The 16,080-nt window shown below is 65.0% G+C and carries 15 protein-coding genes and 1 pseudogene; 6 read left to right on the top strand and 10 right to left on the bottom strand.

Annotation, left to right across the window (positions count from 1 at the left end; translation table 11 throughout):
* Positions 1-119: 119 nt before the first annotated feature.
* From ACSQ9A_RS32160 to mdlC, 6 genes and pseudogenes are all read right to left on the bottom strand, one after another.
* Positions 120-967: pseudogene (locus ACSQ9A_RS32160) on the bottom strand (intradiol ring-cleavage dioxygenase).
* A 12-nt stretch (positions 968-979) separates the two neighbouring features.
* On the bottom strand, positions 980-1,942 hold the full coding sequence (locus ACSQ9A_RS32155; protein ID WP_436306890.1) for a Bug family tripartite tricarboxylate transporter substrate binding protein: 963 nt from the start codon (positions 1,940-1,942) through the stop codon (positions 980-982).
* Positions 1,939-3,699: an FAD-dependent oxidoreductase gene (locus ACSQ9A_RS32150; protein ID WP_436306889.1), complete on the bottom strand. Its 1,761-nt coding sequence runs from the start codon at positions 3,697-3,699 to the stop codon at positions 1,939-1,941. Before ACSQ9A_RS32150 ends, ACSQ9A_RS32155 begins: the two co-directional genes overlap by 4 nt.
* Before the next feature lie 23 nt (positions 3,700-3,722).
* Positions 3,723-4,688 (bottom strand): Bug family tripartite tricarboxylate transporter substrate binding protein, encoded by a 966-nt coding sequence (locus tag ACSQ9A_RS32145; RefSeq protein ID WP_436306888.1) that lies wholly within the window; start codon positions 4,686-4,688, stop codon positions 3,723-3,725.
* 20 nt (positions 4,689-4,708) lie between these two features.
* Positions 4,709-6,160: an aldehyde dehydrogenase gene (locus ACSQ9A_RS32140; protein ID WP_436306887.1), complete on the bottom strand. Its 1,452-nt coding sequence runs from the start codon at positions 6,158-6,160 to the stop codon at positions 4,709-4,711.
* Between the two features lie 40 nt (positions 6,161-6,200).
* The gene (mdlC, locus tag ACSQ9A_RS32135; protein ID WP_436306886.1) at positions 6,201-7,829 is read right to left on the bottom strand and encodes a benzoylformate decarboxylase; all 1,629 of its coding nucleotides are present in this window, start codon (positions 7,827-7,829) and stop codon (positions 6,201-6,203) included.
* 84 nt (positions 7,830-7,913) lie between these two features.
* Between mdlC and ACSQ9A_RS32130 the strand changes: the two genes are divergently transcribed.
* The 5 genes from ACSQ9A_RS32130 to ACSQ9A_RS32110 all read left to right on the top strand — a co-directional run bounded on the left by ACSQ9A_RS32130 (position 7,914) and on the right by ACSQ9A_RS32110 (position 11,532).
* Positions 7,914-8,828 carry a LysR family transcriptional regulator gene (locus tag ACSQ9A_RS32130; protein ID WP_436306885.1) on the top strand — a complete coding sequence of 305 codons (915 nt, stop codon included), beginning with the start codon at positions 7,914-7,916 and terminating at the stop codon, positions 8,826-8,828.
* Between the two features lie 48 nt (positions 8,829-8,876).
* A complete protein-coding gene (locus ACSQ9A_RS32125; protein ID WP_436306884.1) occupies positions 8,877-9,149 on the top strand; it encodes a hypothetical protein in 273 nt (90 codons plus the stop codon).
* A gap of 231 nt (positions 9,150-9,380) precedes the next feature.
* Positions 9,381-9,905, top strand: coding sequence for an MOSC domain-containing protein (locus ACSQ9A_RS32120; RefSeq protein WP_436306883.1), 525 nt, complete (start codon positions 9,381-9,383; stop codon positions 9,903-9,905).
* A 1-nt stretch (position 9,906) separates the two neighbouring features.
* Positions 9,907-10,857 (top strand): PDR/VanB family oxidoreductase, encoded by a 951-nt coding sequence (locus ACSQ9A_RS32115; protein WP_436306882.1) that lies wholly within the window; start codon positions 9,907-9,909, stop codon positions 10,855-10,857.
* Positions 10,858-10,860: 3 nt separating this feature from the next.
* A complete protein-coding gene (locus ACSQ9A_RS32110; RefSeq protein ID WP_436297689.1) occupies positions 10,861-11,532 on the top strand; it encodes a helix-turn-helix domain-containing protein in 672 nt (223 codons plus the stop codon).
* A 44-nt stretch (positions 11,533-11,576) separates the two neighbouring features.
* Here the strand turns inward: ACSQ9A_RS32110 and ACSQ9A_RS32105 are convergent, their stop codons facing one another.
* The 4 genes from ACSQ9A_RS32105 to ACSQ9A_RS32090 are packed head-to-tail and all read right to left on the bottom strand — an operon-like array spanning position 11,577 to position 15,129.
* Positions 11,577-12,266: a 3-oxoacid CoA-transferase subunit B gene (locus tag ACSQ9A_RS32105; RefSeq protein WP_436306881.1), complete on the bottom strand. Its 690-nt coding sequence runs from the start codon at positions 12,264-12,266 to the stop codon at positions 11,577-11,579.
* A complete protein-coding gene (locus ACSQ9A_RS32100) occupies positions 12,263-12,925 on the bottom strand; it encodes a CoA transferase subunit A (protein WP_436306880.1) in 663 nt (220 codons plus the stop codon). Before ACSQ9A_RS32100 ends, ACSQ9A_RS32105 begins: the two co-directional genes overlap by 4 nt.
* Positions 12,922-14,121: an acyl-CoA dehydrogenase family protein gene (locus ACSQ9A_RS32095; RefSeq protein WP_436306879.1), complete on the bottom strand. Its 1,200-nt coding sequence runs from the start codon at positions 14,119-14,121 to the stop codon at positions 12,922-12,924. Before ACSQ9A_RS32095 ends, ACSQ9A_RS32100 begins: the two co-directional genes overlap by 4 nt.
* A 24-nt stretch (positions 14,122-14,145) precedes the next feature.
* Positions 14,146-15,129: a Bug family tripartite tricarboxylate transporter substrate binding protein gene (locus ACSQ9A_RS32090; protein WP_436306878.1), complete on the bottom strand. Its 984-nt coding sequence runs from the start codon at positions 15,127-15,129 to the stop codon at positions 14,146-14,148.
* A 276-nt stretch (positions 15,130-15,405) separates the two neighbouring features.
* Between ACSQ9A_RS32090 and acuR the strand changes: the two genes are divergently transcribed.
* Entirely contained in the window at positions 15,406-16,071 is a 666-nt protein-coding gene (acuR, locus tag ACSQ9A_RS32085; protein WP_436297694.1) for an acrylate utilization transcriptional regulator AcuR, read from the top strand.
* Positions 16,072-16,080 lie beyond the last annotated feature (9 nt).

Genomic DNA, 16,080 nt, shown 5'->3' with positions numbered 1-16,080 from the left:
CTACATGTATCGCCCAAAAAAATCCTCCACGGAGGAGGATTCATCAGCGGCGACAAGTACTTGCCGCCGTTGGAGTGACTACAGAGGGCGGGGAACTTCGGTTTAGCGAGGGCGAGGTGTCAGGCATCCGCAGCGCCGTTTCTGGCGGGGTTCAGCACGAAGTCGTAATCTACGATGTAGGAGCCGTCGGATTGCTGCTTCCAGTCGGCGATCAGCGATTGACGCACACCGAACACGGCATCCGAATCCAGGTACTGATCGTCGCTGCGGAACACATGCGTGATCAGCTTCTCGTAGCCTTGCGCCTTGATCAGGAAGTGCAGGTGCGCGGACGCCAGGGATGTCGGCCGGTGGCCTGGAGCAGGTCGCCCACCGGGCCATCATGCGGAATGGCATAGGGGACTGCGAGGATCGAACGGAAGTGATAGCGACCCTCACTGTCGGAGTGCACGATGCCGCGCGCCTGTGCATGGCCGATCTCCGGGTGCTGCACGTCGTACAGGCCGTCCTCGTCCGATTGCCAAACGTCCATGTGCGCGTCGGCGACCGGTTTGCCGTCGATGCCGCGCACGGTGCCGCGCACAAGGCATGGGAGGCCGCGAGCGCCGTTGGAAATGTCCGCACCGAGCTCGTAGTGCGGCGCCCCCTCCACGTGGAAGGGGCCGAAGACGGTCGCCTCGGTGCAGCCTGCCGGCTTGTCGTTGTTCTGTGCCACCGTCAACATCGACAGGCCCAACACGTCCGACAGCAGGATGAACTCCTGGCGCTTGTCATCGGTGATGTGGCCGCAACGGGTCAGGAACTCGATGCCCATGAACCACTCCTCCTCGGTCAACTCCACTTCGCGCGCAAAGGCGTGCAGGTGCTGCACAAGACTGTCCATGATGCGCTTGAGCCGTGGGTCTGCCGTCTGCGCCTGCCGCGCAAGCACGGCTTCGGTGATGGTGTGATGGTTCAGATTGCGCATGATGGCTCTCCTTCAGTCCAGCTGCAGTTGGGTCCGCTGCGCGACCGCACCCCACTTGGCAAAATCCTCCTGGCTGCGCCGTTGCGCCTCCTGCGTGCTATAGCCCTCTACACGCAGGTCCATCTCCGCCAGCCGTGACTTCACGGCGGGGGCCTGGAGCGCGGCACGCACGTCGCGCTGGATCTTCTCGACCGTGGCGACCGGCAGGCTCGACGGTGCCATCAGAGTCTCGAAGAAGGTGGCATCGAAGCCGGGATGTCCGCTCTCGGCGATCGTCGGAACCTCGGACAGCAGGCCCGATCGTTCCTTGCCGGAAACGGCAATCGCGCGCAGCCGCCCGCTCTGGACATGCGGCAGGACGATGGAGGAGACGATGAAGCCGCAGTCCACATGGCCCCCCATCACGTCCTGCGCGGCCGGGCCGGGACCCTTGTAGGGAACATGGGTGAGCTTGGTTCCGGTCGTCGCCAGCAACATCTCCATTGCCATGTGGCTTGGTGTCCCGGCGCCGCCGGAGGCGTACAGCCGCGTCGGGGGGAGCTGGACGAACTTGGCGAGCGATGTGATTCCGGCGGACGGGTTGCACGCCAGCGTCTGGTTGAAGCTGGCGAAGTAGGTCACGGGCTTGAGCGAAGTCCGCAAATTGAAGCTCAGCTTCTTGTACAGGTGGGGATTGATGGTGAGGATCGTGTCGGGCCCGACGAGCAGGGTGTGCTCGTCCTTGGCCTGCGCCACTTCTCCGGCGGCCAGGTTGCCTCCTGCGCCCGTCTTGTTCTCGATGACGACCGGCTGATTCCATGCGGTCTGCAGCGCCGGCTGTATCAACCTGGCGATCACGTCGCCCGGCGTGCCCGGCGGAAATGCCGCCACCAGGCGAACCGATTTGGTGGGCCAGGCTTGCGCGAAGGCCGAGGGAGCGATTGCCAGGACCATTGCAAGGGCCGAAAGCCGAAGAGGCAGGGTGGTGGCTTTCATGACGGATCTCCTCTCGTCGCATCGACGGAAATTGTTGAATGTGTTGAAGCGGCATGCGGCGCTGCGCGGCACGACCGGGCCGTGACGCGAGACAGCACGCTTGCTGCATCGTCTGCGGCCGTACCGCGCCACGCCACGATCTGGTCTGGACGGATCAGCGCCAGCGGCGCTTCATAGAGTTCGCGCAGGAGCGGCTGCGCCAGCCGCACGACGCGCAGTTCCATTTCCAGATGCCGGGCCGCCGCTTCGAAGGCCTCGGTAGCGGGGGCATCGGGCCCCAGCGCGAGCAGGGTCCATTCGGCGTGGAACAGGTCGAACAGCGAGCGCCCGTCATCGAGCCACGCGTGCGGTGGCCGGCCGCCCGGACTGGCGGTGGGTGTGTAGGCATTCGGCTCGTCCGGCGGCAGCGCGGCCCCATCGCGGAGGATGATCGGCGAGCCGTCGTACCGGCCGCCGAAGGTCACGCCCGGGATATTGAATTCGAGCCGCGCATGCGCATCGAAGTGCAGTCCCGCGAGCTTGCGCTCGGCATCGCCCCGCGCGGAGGTCTCTTCCAGTTCGGGCTTTGCCGCGAAGAGCCCCACCGAGTCGGCGAACTTGCGCGCATAGCCGGTGTTGCGTTCGGCCAGGGGCCTGCGCTCGGCCTCGTAGCTGTCGAGCAGCGCCAGCGGTGCCTGGCCGCGGATCACGCTTGCGAGCTTCCAGCCCAGGTTGACCGCGTCTTCGACGGCCGTGTTGTAGCCCAGCCCGCCGGTGGGCGTGAACAGGTGGGCCGCGTCGCCCGCGATGAAGACCCGGCCCCGTTGGAAGCGCTGGGCCACCAGCGCATGTCCGGCGAGCCAGGTGCCCATCGAAAGAATCTCGATCGGTACATCGACGCCTACCGCCTCGGCGAAGACGCGGCGTGCATCGGCCTCGGTCCAGCCCTCGGCATCTTCGCCGGGGCGCAGCGCCGCATGGAAGGCGTACTCGGACACCCCGTCCACCGAGGCCATGAAGGCGCGCCGTTCATGGTTGACCGCTACGTACATCCAGGCCTTGGGATGGTGCAGTACGGAGAGGAAATGGGGCGCGCGCAGGTAGATGGCAAACATCTTGCCCCCCATGAACTCGCGCTGGATGCCGGTGACGCCGCCCCACTCGATGCCCAGCTGTTGCCGGACCAAGCTGCGCGCGCCGTCGGCACCGATCAGGAATTTCGCGAGTACGTCCTGCGCCGGACCTCCGTCGCTGGGCTGCACCGTGGCGCTCACCGAACCACCGTCATCGCTGAACCGTTCCAGCCGCCAGCCATAGCGCACATCGGTGGATGGCCAGGCCTGCGCATGGCGGCGCAGGGCTTCCTCGACGAACTTCTGCGACACGCGATGCGGCAGCTCGGCGGCGCTCCAGGACCCAGTCATCGTCTTGACCTTGACGGCGGCCTCGGCGGCCGTGGGCAGGCTGATGCGCGCCAGCTCATGGCCGGCGAAGCGCGTGAAGTACGCAATGTCCGTCGGGTGATCGGCAGGCAGGCCCAACGCGCGGATCTCGTGCGCGAAGCCGAGCCGGCGGAAATGCTCCATCGTTCGGGCCTGGGTCGCATTGGCCTGCGGGTTGAAGGCCGTGCCCGGCTTGGCGTCGACCAGCAGGCAGCGGATGCCGCGTCGGCCGAGTTCGTTGGCGAGCATCAGGCCACAAGGGCCGCCGCCGGCGATCAGGACATCCGTGGCGATGAGGGGAGGGTGGCCGGCTGCAGGCCGGGGCGTGGCGGTCATCGGCTGTCTTTCTTCTTCATGCATCAGTCGGCGCGGATCCCGCGCTCCCGGATCACGGCGCCCAGCCGCTTGAAGTCGGCCGCGCCCTTGTCGCCGAAGGCTGCGGGCGTCAGCGGCTCCGGCACGTTGCCGAGGGTTTCGATGGTTGTCCTGACGGCCGGCAATCCCAGCGCGCGGTTGACTTCGGCATTGATCCGCTGGATCACGGCCGGCCGCGTGCCGGCGGGCGCGTAGAGGCCGAACACAGCATCGGCGTCGAAACCCTTGAGGCCGAGTTCATCGAGCGTGGGCACGTCGGGCATCTGGGGCGCGCGCTTGAGGCTTGCCACCGCCAGCATGCGCAGCTTGCCGGTGTTGACGTGCTGGATGCTGATTCCCGGATCGAAGAGGAAGTCGATCTGGCCGCCCAGCAGGTCCGTCAGCGCGGGTGCTGCGCCACGGTACGGCACGTGCACCGCCGTGGTCCCTGTCCGTGCCTTCATCATTTCGGCCGCGAGATGGGGCGAACTCCCGTTGCCGGGCGAACCGAACGATCGCTTGTCGGGGTTCGCCTTCAGGTCGGCGATCAAGCCCTTGAAGTCCTTGATCGCGCTGTCGGCACGAACCACCAGGTAGAACGGCACGCGTGCAACGGACGCGACCGGGACCAGATCCTTCGCCGGATCGAAGGGCATCTTCGCGTAGAGGTGCGGATTGATCGACACCATGCCGCCGGAACTCATCAGAAGCGTGTAGCCATCGTGGGGTGACTTGGCGACGAACTCGCCACCGAGGTTGCCCCCGGCGCCGCCCTTGTTCTCGACTAGCACCGGTTGCCCGAGCGCTTCCTGCAGCGGCGCGCCGATCGCGCGGGCCAGCTGGTCGGCCGCGCCGCCGGGGGCGAAGTTGGCGATGATCTTGATCGGCTGCTTCGGCCAGTCCTGGGCCTGGGCGATGGCGCACGGTCCGAGGCCGAGGGCCAGCGCCGCGGTTGCGAGCAGGGATTTCATGAGCTGTCTCCTGCGCTTCATCAGAACGGATAGTGGCGGTCGGTGGTCTGCACCGTGAGCCACCGCAGCTCGGTGAAGGCGTCGATGCCGGCCTTGCCGCCGAACCGGCCGTAGCCCGAGTCCTTGACCCCCCCGAAGGGCATTTGCGCCTCGTCGTGCACGGTCGGGCCGTTCACGTGGCAGATGCCCGAGTCGATGCGATTGGCCACCTCCCAGGCACGGGCGATGTCGCGCCCGAACACGGCAGCAGACAGGCCGTAGGGGTTGTCGTTGGCCACGCGCACCGCCTCATCGACGCCGTCGACACGCACCACCGGCTTCACGGGCCCAAAGCTCTCTTCATGGTAGATGCGCATCTGCGGCGTCACATGGTCGAGCAGCGTCGCCGGCATCAGCGTGTTCTCGGCCTTGCCGCCACACACGAGTTTCGCCCCCTTGGCGAGCGCATCGTCGATCAGCGCGTTGCAGCGCTCGACGGTGCTCGCATCGACCACCGAACCCAGCACCACCGGCCCCTTGCGCGGATCGCCCAGCGGCAGCTGCGTGGCCTTGGCGGCGAGCCTGTCGACGAAGGCGTCCGCGATGCGGCGGTCCACGACGATGCGCTCGGTGCTCATGCAGATCTGGCCGCTGTTGGCGAAGGCGCCGAAGGTCGCACCGTTGACTGCGGCATCGAGGTCGGCATCGTCCAGCACGACGAGCGGGGCCTTGCCGCCCAGCTCCAGCACAGCCGGCTTCAGGTATTTGGCGCAAGTCAGCGCGATCAGCCTGCCGACGCGGGTGGAGCCCGTGAAGTTCACCCGGCGCAGTGCCGGGTGCGCCACGATCGCTTCGACCACATCGGCTGCATCCGCCGGTGCATTGGTCACGAAGTTGACGACCCCGGGCGGTAAGCCCGCATCCTTGAACGCCTCGACGATCAGGCCGTGCGTGGCCGGGCTGAGCTCCGAGCCCTTGAAGACCACCGTGTTGCCGCACGCCAGTGGTGTGGCGATCGCACGCACGCCGAGGATCACCGGTGCATTCCATGGGGCGATGCCAAGTACCACACCGGCCGGGCGGCGAAGGCCCAGCGCCAGGCTGCCAGGCACGTCGGAGGGGATGACCTCGCCGCCGATCTGGGTCGTCATGCCGGCAGCTTCCTGCAGCATGCCGGCCGCCAGATGCACGTTGAAGCCCGCCCACGGAGCGGCGGCGCCGGTCTCCGCCGCCATTGCATCCGTCAGGGCCTGCGCCTTGGCTTCGATGGCGTGTGCCGCCTTCAACAGCAGCGCCCTGCGTTCGCCCGGGCCGGTGCGGGACCAGGCCGGAAATGCGGCAGCGGCTGCCTCGACCGCGGCCACAGCGTCAGCTGTCGTGGCGGCGGGTGCGATGGTGGCCACCGTACCGTCGAGCGGGTTGCGGCGTTCGAATGTGGCATTGTTCTCGGCCTGCCGGGACTCGCCGTTGATCAACATCGATATCGTGCCCATGGTCTGGTCTCCTTAGTAGTTGGGGAAAAGCGAAAAACCGTCAGGCCACTTCGACCTCGACCAGCATCGGTGCAGTCGAGTCCAAGGCCTGGCGCAATGCCGGACGCAGCTGCTCAGCCGTTTCGACGCGCAGCCCTTTCATGCCTTGCGCGCCAGCCAGCGCAACAAAATCGAGATCGGGCAGGTCGGTGCCCGGAACATGCTCGTCGGGCCGGTAGCCGAAGATGCGGGCGAACTCATACAGCGCCGCGTAGCGGCGGTTCTTCAGGATCACGATCGTCACCGGCAAGGCCAATTGCGCTGCACTCCACAGCGCCTGGATGGCGTACATCGCCGAGCCATCGCCCACCAGCGCAATGACCCGTGCGCCCGGCTTGCCCAGCGCCACCCCGACCGCGGCCGGAAGACCAAAGCCCAGGCCACCGCTGCACATGGTGTAGAAGGTTCCCGACTCGAAGATCGGCAGATGGCCGTGCATGACCGGGCGCGCGCTGGGTGCTTCCTCGACCAGGATGCTGTCGCGCGCGCGCACGTCGGCCAGCGTCTGCAGAACCCACGCAACCGGCAGGCGTTCGCCGGGCTCGGGCTCTGCGACGCGCGGCGGCCGCACATGGGCGGGTGGTGCCGGACGATCGAGCGGCGTGCTGCACTCGAGCAGATCGAGCAATCCCAGGCGGATGCTGCCGACCACGGAGGTTCCGGTCGGCGCCCAGGCTGCGACCTGGTGATCGTCTGTCAGCTGCACCAACTCGGTTCCTTCAGGCAGGTGCGGCCCGTGGCCTGGGACATGGTAGGTGAACGCTGGCGCGCCGAGCGCGAATACCAGGTCGTGGCCGGCGAGGCGCTCGACGATGCGCTCGCGCATCGGCGGCAGGAAGCCTCCCCACAGCGGATGATCTTCCGGGAAACTGCATCGGCCCGACATGGGCGCGACATACACACGCGCGTTGTGCCGCTCGGCCAATTGGACCGCCTCGTTCCAGGCCTCATCGCGATCAACCGCAGCACCGACCACGAAGGCTGGGGAGCGGGCGCCATCGATCGCCTCAGCGATGCGCGCGAGCAGGTCCGGATCCGGGCGCAGGTGGCGGCTGACTTCTCGCGCATCGACCGGCAGGGTCTGGACGTCCCAGTCGTCCGACGGGATCGACACCAGCACGGGGCCGCGCGGCGGCGTCATCGCGATGTAGTAGGCGCGCGCAATCGCCAGCGGGACGTCTTCGGCTCGCGCCGGCTCGACGCTCCACTTCACGTAGGGCCTCGGCAACTCGGGCGCCTGCGTGGAGCCGAGGAAGGGCTCGAAAGGCAGGATCGACCGCGCTTGCTGACCGGCCGTGATCACCAGCGGCGTGCGGTTGCGAAAGGCCGTGAAGATGTTGCCCATCGCATGGCCGACGCCGGCGGCGGAGTGCAGATTGACGAACGCCGCGTTGTGCGTGGCCTGCGCGTACCCATCCGCCATGCCCACGACCACGGACTCCTGCAGCCCGAGCACGTAGTGGAAATCTTCCGGGAAATCGATGAACAACGGCAGTTCCGTCGAACCGGGGTTGCCGAACACGCTGGTCATGCCAAACGCGCGCAGCAGCCTGAAAACGGCATCCCGCACGGTCAGGGGACTGCCCGCCGCGAGGTTTACTTGCGCGAGCGGCTTGACGCGTTGATCCATGAATGCTCCTTGGTGAATCCCGCAGTTTTGCGGCTGCCGCCATATCCATCAATACAATGAAATGTCTAGAAGAAAATAAGCAGTATGCATAGTGAAAAACTGGACATGAACCTGCTTCGCCTGTTCGAAGCGGTGTACCGCCTGGGTAGCGTCAGCCGCGCTGCCGATGCGCTGGGACTGTCCCAGCCGGCAGCCAGCCAAGGGTTGACGCGACTGCGGCTCGCCCTGGGCGATGCGCTGTTCGTGCGCGCCAACGGGCGCATGCGGCCGACGCTGCGGGCGGAGCGGCTGGCAAGCGTCGTGCAGCCGGCCGTGGCCGCCATCGAGGATGTGCTGCGAGACGAAGACACGTTCGATCCGTCGCGCTCGCGCATGACCGTTCGGCTGCACATGAACGACATCGGCGAGGCCCGGTTGCTGCCGGAACTGATGGCGGCCTTGCACCGCCAGGCACCGGGCATGCGGGTGCATACGACCCCGCTGCCGCACGGGGAGATCGCCGATGCCCTCGAGACCGGGGCCATTCATTTCGCGCTCGGCTTTCTGCCTTCGGTCAGCGGAACGGAGCGCGTCGAGTTGCTGCGCGACCGCTATGCGGTGGTGGTGCGGGCCGGACATCCGATGGCGAAGGCCTCGAACGCGTCGGATGTGCGCATGACGATCCAGGACTTGCGGCGCCTGGAATACGTGGCCGTCCGCTCGCACTCGGAGACCTTCCGCATCCTGCAGCAGCTCGGCCTTGATGGCAGGCTGGTCTTGAACTCGGCGCACTTCCTTGCGCTGCCGGCCATCATTGCGCGCACGGATTTCGCCGTGGTGATGCCGCAGGCGATCGCGCGCAGGTTCATCGAGCCGAAGCGTTACGCGGTGCTTCCGGCGGAGCTTCCCCGCAGCACCTTCACGGTGTCGATCCACTGGAGCCGCCGCTTCGAATTGGATCCGGCGCACTACTGGATCCGAAATCTCTTTGTCGGCCTCTTCAAGGACAAAGGACGCTGATGGGGTTCAATTTCGCCCTAGTCGCAAGCGCCGAGGTCACAGACGAAAATGCCGGTCGCCCTCAGGGCCGCGCTTCGGGCAGTCGGCGTCCGGCTCGTCGAGCTGGCGCCGCCGTCGGGCGCGAGCCAGGGCAATCATGTGCTGGATGTCGACGGCGTATATGCTCCCTTTCTGAAGTCGCTGGATGCCGATGTTGTTCTGATGCGGCCTGACTTCGTGGTGTACGGGCACGCCGATCGCGCAGGTCTCTCGCATCTGACCGAAAGCCTCCTGCAGCTGCTGCAGTACACCTCCACGAGGGCGCAGCACCGCGGGCCGTGACGATGGCTGAGACGGCGCGCGTCATGCTCGATCAGGTCGACAAGGACGTTCTTGGCAGCGGCGCGCTTGACCCCGGACACAGCGAGACCAGTTTTCGTGTACCGATGCCGGATTCGGTCGTATCGACCCTGAGACGCTTTGGTGAGTTTCATAGGACACAAAGTGTCCTATAATGACGTTCGTTCATCAGACCGGCTGGATCACAGCTATCAAGGAGCAAGGAGCGTCTACATGCCTACTGCCGCAGACCACCCACCGCAGCTCGAAGAACGGCAAGTCGTTCCTGCCTGGACGGGGGTCGTTCGAAATCTGCACGTCACGCCCCGAGCCTTCCTTCCCATGGAGGCGTTCGACGAGCTGATGCTCGTGGCCGGCAAGGGCATCGAGGGGGACCGGTACATGATCGGCCGGGAGTCCGGCTTCTACTCCCACAAGCCAGAGGAGGGACGACAGATCACGCTGTTCGAGATCGAGACGCTCGAAGCCCTGGCACGCGATGCAAAAATCCAGATGCTGCCTGAGGAGCATCGAAGAAACGTGACCGTACAAGGTGTGCCGCTCAATCATCTCGTCGGCCGCCAGTTCTGGGTGGGGGAAACGCTTCTCAAGGCAACCCGGCTGTCCACGCCGTGCCGCCACATCGAGGAGATCCTCGGCAAGGCCGTGTTCGATCCATTGATCAACAGGTCAGGGCTCAACTGCCGGATTCTGAAAGGCGGCGTCATCCGCGTGGGCGACGCCGTCCGAGAGGTGTGACATGCCGAAGGCGATCAAGCATCTCCAAGCTGTCGTTCGGGAAATCGATGAGCCCCTGCCGGGCGTCAAGCGGCTGGTATTGACAGATCAGGACGGTTGGCGCTTGCCTGCGTTCAGGCCCGGAGCGCACATCGACCTCCATTTGGCCAATGGGCTCGTACGCACCTATTCGTTGTGCAACGATCCCGCCGACTGCAGGAGATACGTTGTTGCAGTCAAGCGCGAAGAGGAGGGGCGCGGCGGGTCCCGTCACATACACGACGAGGTCCGTGCCGGCGAAGTGATCGGTGTTTCGGTGCCTCGAAGCGGGCTGGAGCTCTCGCCCACCGGGATGAACATCTTTGTTGCTGGCGGAATAGGCGTGACGCCGTTCGTCTCTGCGATTCTGGCGCTGGAGCGCGAGGGGAAGACGAACTACGAGCTGCACTGGGCCAGCATGGGCCATCCGAGCCTGATCGACATGCTGGGGCCAGCGGTCAAGGGCGGACGTGTCCATCTCTACAACACGCTCGAGGTCGGTCCGCCAAACATCCCATCCCTCCTGGAGGCCTTTGGCCAGGACGCGAAGGCATTTTGCTGCGGACCCGCGGGGATGCTCGATGCATTCGAGTCTGCCGTCGCTGAATGGCCCGAAAGCCGCAAGCATGTGGAGCGATTCACCGCACCGAAGTTGGTTCCTGCCCTGAAGGCACGACCCTACAGCGTGGTGCTGGCCAGGAGCGGACGCGAATTGGTGGTCCGGCCCGAGGTCGGCCTTCTGGCCACCTTGGAAGCGGCGGATACCGATCTCTCGGTGTCGTGCGCTGGTGGCATCTGCGGCGCTTGCCGCACGCGCTGGATCGAAGGGCCGCCGATCCATCACGATCGTGTGCTGAGTCCTCAGGAGCGCGCACATGAAGTGATCGTATGCGTTGCGGGGTGCGCAGGGCCGCGCCTGGTGCTCGATCTGTAGGCCGTGGCTCTGGAACGCAGCAGGCATGCCGCGCCGCGCCCGGTCGAGACGACGGTCGAGATACTCGTGCCAGAATCGGGCCCCGCAGCAATTTCCAGTGGGTTCCGGGCAGCAGAGCAGCCTGACCTGAACCCGTTCAAAGCCTTGGCACTACACCTGAAGTACCTGCGCGTCCAAAGCGGGCTGACGCTAGAGAATCTCGCTCGAGATTCAGGGCTGACGCGCAGCTATTTGTCAAAGATCGAGCGCGGCGTATCCACGCCCTCGATCGAGTCGGCGCTCAATATTGCCAAGGCCCTGGGTGTGACGGTGGACCGGCTCTTCGGGCAACAGTCGGAGGAAGACGTCGTTTCCATCGTCCGGGGCAATGGATCTATCGCGGGAGATCCTACGACGCATCTCTCGCTGGTCGCAGGGCTGCGCAACGATCGCGTGATGCGGGCATTCATCGTGCGGCCGGGAAAAACGCAGAAGCGCGGCCGGATCATGAGCCACCATGAGGGCGAAGAAATCCTCTTTGTGCTGACCGGCCACATCGAGATGCAAATCGGGGCACGCAAGGAGCGCCTGGAGCCCGGCGACTGTGTGCAGTTCGACTCCACGATTCCGCACAAGCTGACGGCGCTCACCGATGAACCGGCTTCGGCCCTCGTCGTGATTGCCGCCACCGCATAGGTCCGAAAGAGGCGCGGTTCGCGCCCGGCACGCTGGCTCCCGCCTCAGCGGGGCGGCGTCAGAACCCCGTCCGAAGAGAATCGCCGCAGCGTCGGCGCCGGCTTCAGCGGCGCCCCGGTGAGTTGCTGCACGGATTCAAGCGATGCGCCCTCGAAAAGCGCCTGCACGACGAATCCATTGCCGGTAATGTCGATGATCGCCAGGTTCGTGAACACCTTGGCCACGACCCCCACCGCCGTGAGCGGTAAGGTGCAACGCTCGATCAGGCGCGGCTGGGCGTCGCGCGTGGTGTGCTCCATCATCACCCATATCTGCTTTGCTCCCACGGCGAGATCGATGGCTCCGCCGATAGCCGGAGGCGCACCGTTCAGATCGCCGGTGCTCCAGTTGGCCAGGTCGCCGTGCTGGGACACCTGGAAAGCACCCAGGATGGCGATGTCGAGATGCCCTCCGCGCATCATTGAAAACGACAAGCTCGAGTCGAAGAAAGATCCGCCACGGGCGAGCGTGACGGGCATCTTCCCGGCATTGATGAGGTCCGGGTCTTCCTCTCCCTCGGCTGGCTTGGGCCCGACGTTGAGAATGCCGTTTTCGCTGTGAAGCATGACCGAGGTATCGGAGGGAAGATAGTCCGCCACGCTCGTCGGCGCTCCGATGCCGAGGTTGACGAATCCTTGTTTCGGAAGCTGGTTGGCGACCAGGCGTGCGAGTTCCAGTCTGGATAGCGAGTTCATGCGTGCCTCGAGAGAAATACGCGGTCGACAAAGATGCAGGGCGTGATGATGCCCTCCGGGTCGAGCTCGCCGGGTTCCAGGAGTTCGTCGACTTCCACTGCAACCACCTCGCCGGCGGTGGCCATCACGACCGAGTGATTCCGTGCCGTCTTGCTGTAGTTGAGGTTGCCGAGCACATCGGCCTGCCGGCCCTTGAGCAGCGAGAACTGAGCGCGCAAGGGCTTCTCCAGAAGGAACTCGCGGCCATCGACCACGACTTTCTGCTTGCCCTTTTCGAACACGGTGCCCACACCCGTGGGGGTGAGGAATCCGCCGAGGCCTGCGCCCCCGGCGCGGATGCGCTCGACCAGCGTGCCCTGCGGAACCAGCTCGAGTTCGACCTCGCCGGCCCGGTATTGATCGGCGAACACGTCCGCACTTCGCGGGTAGGAGCAGACGATCTTCCGGACGATGCGTGCACCGAACCACAGCGAAAGATCCTGGCCGCCGGAGCCTGCATTGTTGGAGATGACGGTCAGTTCGCGCACGCCCAGGTCCAGCACCGCCTCGATCATTCCGCGCGGAACGCCTGCGCCGCCGAAGCCTCCGACCATCACCGTATCTCCGTCGCGCAAACCGCTGACTGCGGCGTTCGCATCCTTGACGACCACATTTCTCATCGATCAGATTCCTTTTGCGCGGGCGAAGGCCCATAGTCTTTGGCCAGGCCCTTGGCGATGCGGTCGAGCAGCATCTGGCTGGTGCCATCGCCAAATGCCGCCAGCCGCGTTTCGCTCGACAGCATGGCAAGGCGGTGATCGGCGCTGGCGCCGGTGGCCCCCATTGCGCGCTGGCACTGGTCGAGTGCCCAGACGGCCACGTCGACGGCGAACTTTTTTGCTTGAGCGGCCAGCGTCAGTGCCGCCTTTCCTGTTTGCACGGCAATCGCTGCGCGCAGGACGAGTGCATTGGCCGCTTCCAGGCGCAAGGAGACCTCCGCGAGCTCCCATCCGAATCCCTGGTGCTTGAGCAGCGGCTTGCCAAAGGCTTGCCTTGATTCCGCGTAGCCGACCGTCTCTGCCAAGGCCGCCCTGGCAGAGGCGACGCACATCGCCGCGACATGGACGCGTGCGGCATTGACCGATGCCATCGACGACTTGAACGCCTGCCCCGGCGGGTCGAAGAGGCACCAGTCGGGAACGAAATGATCCTGAAAAACCAGGGATGCCAGCCGGAAGGACAGGGCGCCCGGCATGACAAGCTCTTCCCTGCGAAGCGTCGGTCCATCGGTCAGCGGCACCAGAAAAGACGCGATGTCGCCGGCTTCCGCGCCGAGAGGGTCAACTCTTGCGAGCAGGTTTGCGCACTGGATGATCGAACCGTTGGTGATCCACGACTTCGTGCCGCTGATCAGCCATCCGCCGTCCACGCGCCGCGCCTTCGTCTTCAGTGCGGCCAGGTCGCTGCCGCCATCGGGCTCCGACATGGCGGGGGCGCACAGCGTTCGCCCGCTCAGCATGCCGTCGAGGAGCTCGGCACGTTGCTTCTCGGAACCGAAGCGCGCCACGCGGGTCACGGAGCCCTGCAGATTGTTGATGGCAAAGGCGGCGGCAAAGCCATGTTCCGCCATCGTCTGCGCCACGCGGATCTTGCAGATGAACGAGGCATCGTGGCCACCGAATTCCCTTGGCGTTTGAAGCCCCAGGAAGCCTTCCTTTGCCCACCTGTCGATCCATGAAGCGTCGTAGGCGCGACCCTGCGTGTGCGACTCCAGGAGGTGGGCACTGAATTCGCCGCGGCAGAAGTCGCTGGCAGCCTGGACGAGCGCTCGCTCCGCCGCGGACAGTCTCTCGTCGTAGAGGTCGTAGAAGTTCATCGGTTTCGAATACTCGGCAGTCGCTCAGCGGGCCAAGGGAGTCGTCAGCGTTTTCGCCCAATCGTTCCAGAACACGATCTCCTTGGCCACCTGCCTGGTGTAGAGATCGGGTGTCGACTCCTTCACCGGAACGGCACCGAGCGTCTCCAGCTGCCCAAGAAACTCTGGATTCCTCACAACCTTGTCGAGCGCCGCCGCCAGCTTCTGGATGACTGGGCCCGGAGTGCCCGCAGGAGCCGCAATGCCGAACCAAGGGGAAAGGTCGATCGGCTTGCTGCCGGCTTCCTGGATAGTCGGAAGATCCGGGAATGCGGGCGAGCGCTCCGGCGCGGCGACCGCAAGGGCCTTGATTTTTCCGGCGCGGATGTGCTGGGCGACTGTCGCCTCGGTGAAGAAGCCCACCTGCACCACGCCGGCCATGAGGTCCGTGATGGGCTGCGCCCCGCCCTTGTAGTTCACGAAGGTCAGCTGCGTGCCGTTGCGCGCGTCGAAGAGCGTGCCGCCGATATGCGACGTAGCGCCGAAAGTGCCTCCGAAGTTCAGTTTGCCGGGGTTCGCCTTGGCGAAGGCAATCAGTTCCTTGATGCTGTTGACCGAGGCGTCGGGATTCACAACGACCAGATTGCGCTGCTTGGCGACGTTCCTGATATAGGCGAAGTCCTTGAGCTGGTCATAGGACAGGGTCGGATTCAGGGCTTGACCGCGCGTCTGCGAGGATTCGACCGCAACGAGCAGGGTATAGCCGTCCGGCTTCGACTTGGCTACAGCGTCGGCGCCGATGACACCGCCGGCGCCGGCGCGGTTGTCAATGATGATCGTGCCATTGAGTTCCTTGCCCAGTGCTTGTGCGATGACGCGGGCAATGATGTCCGTGGGCCCACCGGGCGGGAAAGCCGCAACGAGCTTGATCGGCTTCGACGGATACGGCTCGTCCGCCAGCGCCGGCGCGATAGCCAGGCAGGCGACGCCGGCGGCGACAAGCCATTTTCTGATTGAGTTGAGCTTCATTGGGCTTCCTTCTGCAAAAGGTGAGGAGGTGATGAAAGTATTGCGGTCAAGGACACATTGTGTCAATTAGGACTCGTCCTAGGGTTTGCGAGCAAGAGTCGGGCCCACGATGAAACCGGCGAGATCGTGGATCTCACGCCCATTTCTCTGCGATGAAACCGCCACTTGCACAGTGTCAGGGCGTGTATGGGCGCATGTTGGTGCAGTTCTTGAGGATGCGCGTCTGCCCGGAAAAAACTGTAGGTACTTCCTAGTCGATCGGTCTAGAATTGACGAATGAATGAAAAACCCAGGATGGCCGTGGCGCGCGGACGGCGACCGTCACCGGCGTATGCGGCGACGCGCGATGTGCTGATTCGGTGCGGGATGGAACTGCTCACCGAGCAGGGTTTCAGTTCGACCGGCTTGGATGCCGTGCTGAAGCGGGCGACTGTGCCCAAGGGCTCGTTCTATCACTACTTCGAGAACAAGGATGCGTTCGGAGCGGCAGTGATGGACGCCTACGACGACTACTTCAAGCGAAAGCTCGATCGATGGTTGTTGAACCAGGAACGCGCACCGCTTGATCGGCTTGCCGACTTCATCGCCGATGCATCCAGAGGCATGCGCAAGCACCGCTTCACACGGGGATGTCTGGTCGGCAATCTGAGCCAGGAGTTGGGTGCGCTTCCTTCAGGGTTTCGCGAACGGCTTGACGCAATTCTTGTCGGTTGGCAGGAGCGGGTGGCGCGCTGCCTCAAGGAGGCTCAAGCCGCAGGAACTATCCCCGCAACATTGAACGTCGAGCAGCTCGCCGAATTCTTCTGGATCGCTTGGGAAGGGGCCGTGCTTCGAGCCAGGCTTGTTCAGACGGACCGTCCCCTGGTGACCTTCATCGAGGCATTTCTGTCCAGCCTGGGTGTGCGCGCCCAGGCCTCGCCCCGCAGCGCAGCGGATCACTAATCTCTTGTT

The organism is Variovorax sp. LjRoot290 (assembly GCF_964253985.1).
In the GTDB taxonomy this organism is placed as follows: Bacteria; Pseudomonadota; Gammaproteobacteria; order Burkholderiales; family Burkholderiaceae_C; genus Variovorax.
The sequence above is the reverse complement of the archived record's forward strand: the minus strand, read 5'-3'. Positions and strand labels throughout refer to the sequence as shown.

What these genes read in the sequence shown, in the direction of transcription:
- ACSQ9A_RS32115 (WP_436306882.1), top strand. Translation starts at nt 9,907, where the DNA reads ATGCCGAAGGCGATCAAGCATCTCCAAGCTGTCGTTCGGGAAATCGAT.
- ACSQ9A_RS32140 (WP_436306887.1), bottom strand. Translation starts at nt 6,160, where the DNA reads ATGGGCACGATATCGATGTTGATCAACGGCGAGTCCCGGCAGGCCGAG.
- ACSQ9A_RS32095 (WP_436306879.1), bottom strand. Translation starts at nt 14,121, where the DNA reads ATGAACTTCTACGACCTCTACGACGAGAGACTGTCCGCGGCGGAGCGA.
- ACSQ9A_RS32150 (WP_436306889.1), bottom strand. Translation starts at nt 3,699, where the DNA reads ATGACCGCCACGCCCCGGCCTGCAGCCGGCCACCCTCCCCTCATCGCC.
- ACSQ9A_RS32100 (WP_436306880.1), bottom strand. Translation starts at nt 12,925, where the DNA reads ATGAGAAATGTGGTCGTCAAGGATGCGAACGCCGCAGTCAGCGGTTTG.
- ACSQ9A_RS32105 (WP_436306881.1), bottom strand. Translation starts at nt 12,266, where the DNA reads ATGAACTCGCTATCCAGACTGGAACTCGCACGCCTGGTCGCCAACCAG.
- ACSQ9A_RS32125 (WP_436306884.1), top strand. Translation starts at nt 8,877, where the DNA reads ATGCCGGTCGCCCTCAGGGCCGCGCTTCGGGCAGTCGGCGTCCGGCTC.
- ACSQ9A_RS32120 (WP_436306883.1), top strand. Translation starts at nt 9,381, where the DNA reads ATGCCTACTGCCGCAGACCACCCACCGCAGCTCGAAGAACGGCAAGTC.
- ACSQ9A_RS32090 (WP_436306878.1), bottom strand. Translation starts at nt 15,129, where the DNA reads ATGAAGCTCAACTCAATCAGAAAATGGCTTGTCGCCGCCGGCGTCGCC.
- ACSQ9A_RS32145 (WP_436306888.1), bottom strand. Translation starts at nt 4,688, where the DNA reads ATGAAATCCCTGCTCGCAACCGCGGCGCTGGCCCTCGGCCTCGGACCG.
- ACSQ9A_RS32155 (WP_436306890.1), bottom strand. Translation starts at nt 1,942, where the DNA reads ATGAAAGCCACCACCCTGCCTCTTCGGCTTTCGGCCCTTGCAATGGTC.
- ACSQ9A_RS32130 (WP_436306885.1), top strand. Translation starts at nt 7,914, where the DNA reads ATGCATAGTGAAAAACTGGACATGAACCTGCTTCGCCTGTTCGAAGCG.
- mdlC (WP_436306886.1), bottom strand. Translation starts at nt 7,829, where the DNA reads ATGGATCAACGCGTCAAGCCGCTCGCGCAAGTAAACCTCGCGGCGGGC.
- acuR (WP_436297694.1), top strand. Translation starts at nt 15,406, where the DNA reads ATGAATGAAAAACCCAGGATGGCCGTGGCGCGCGGACGGCGACCGTCA.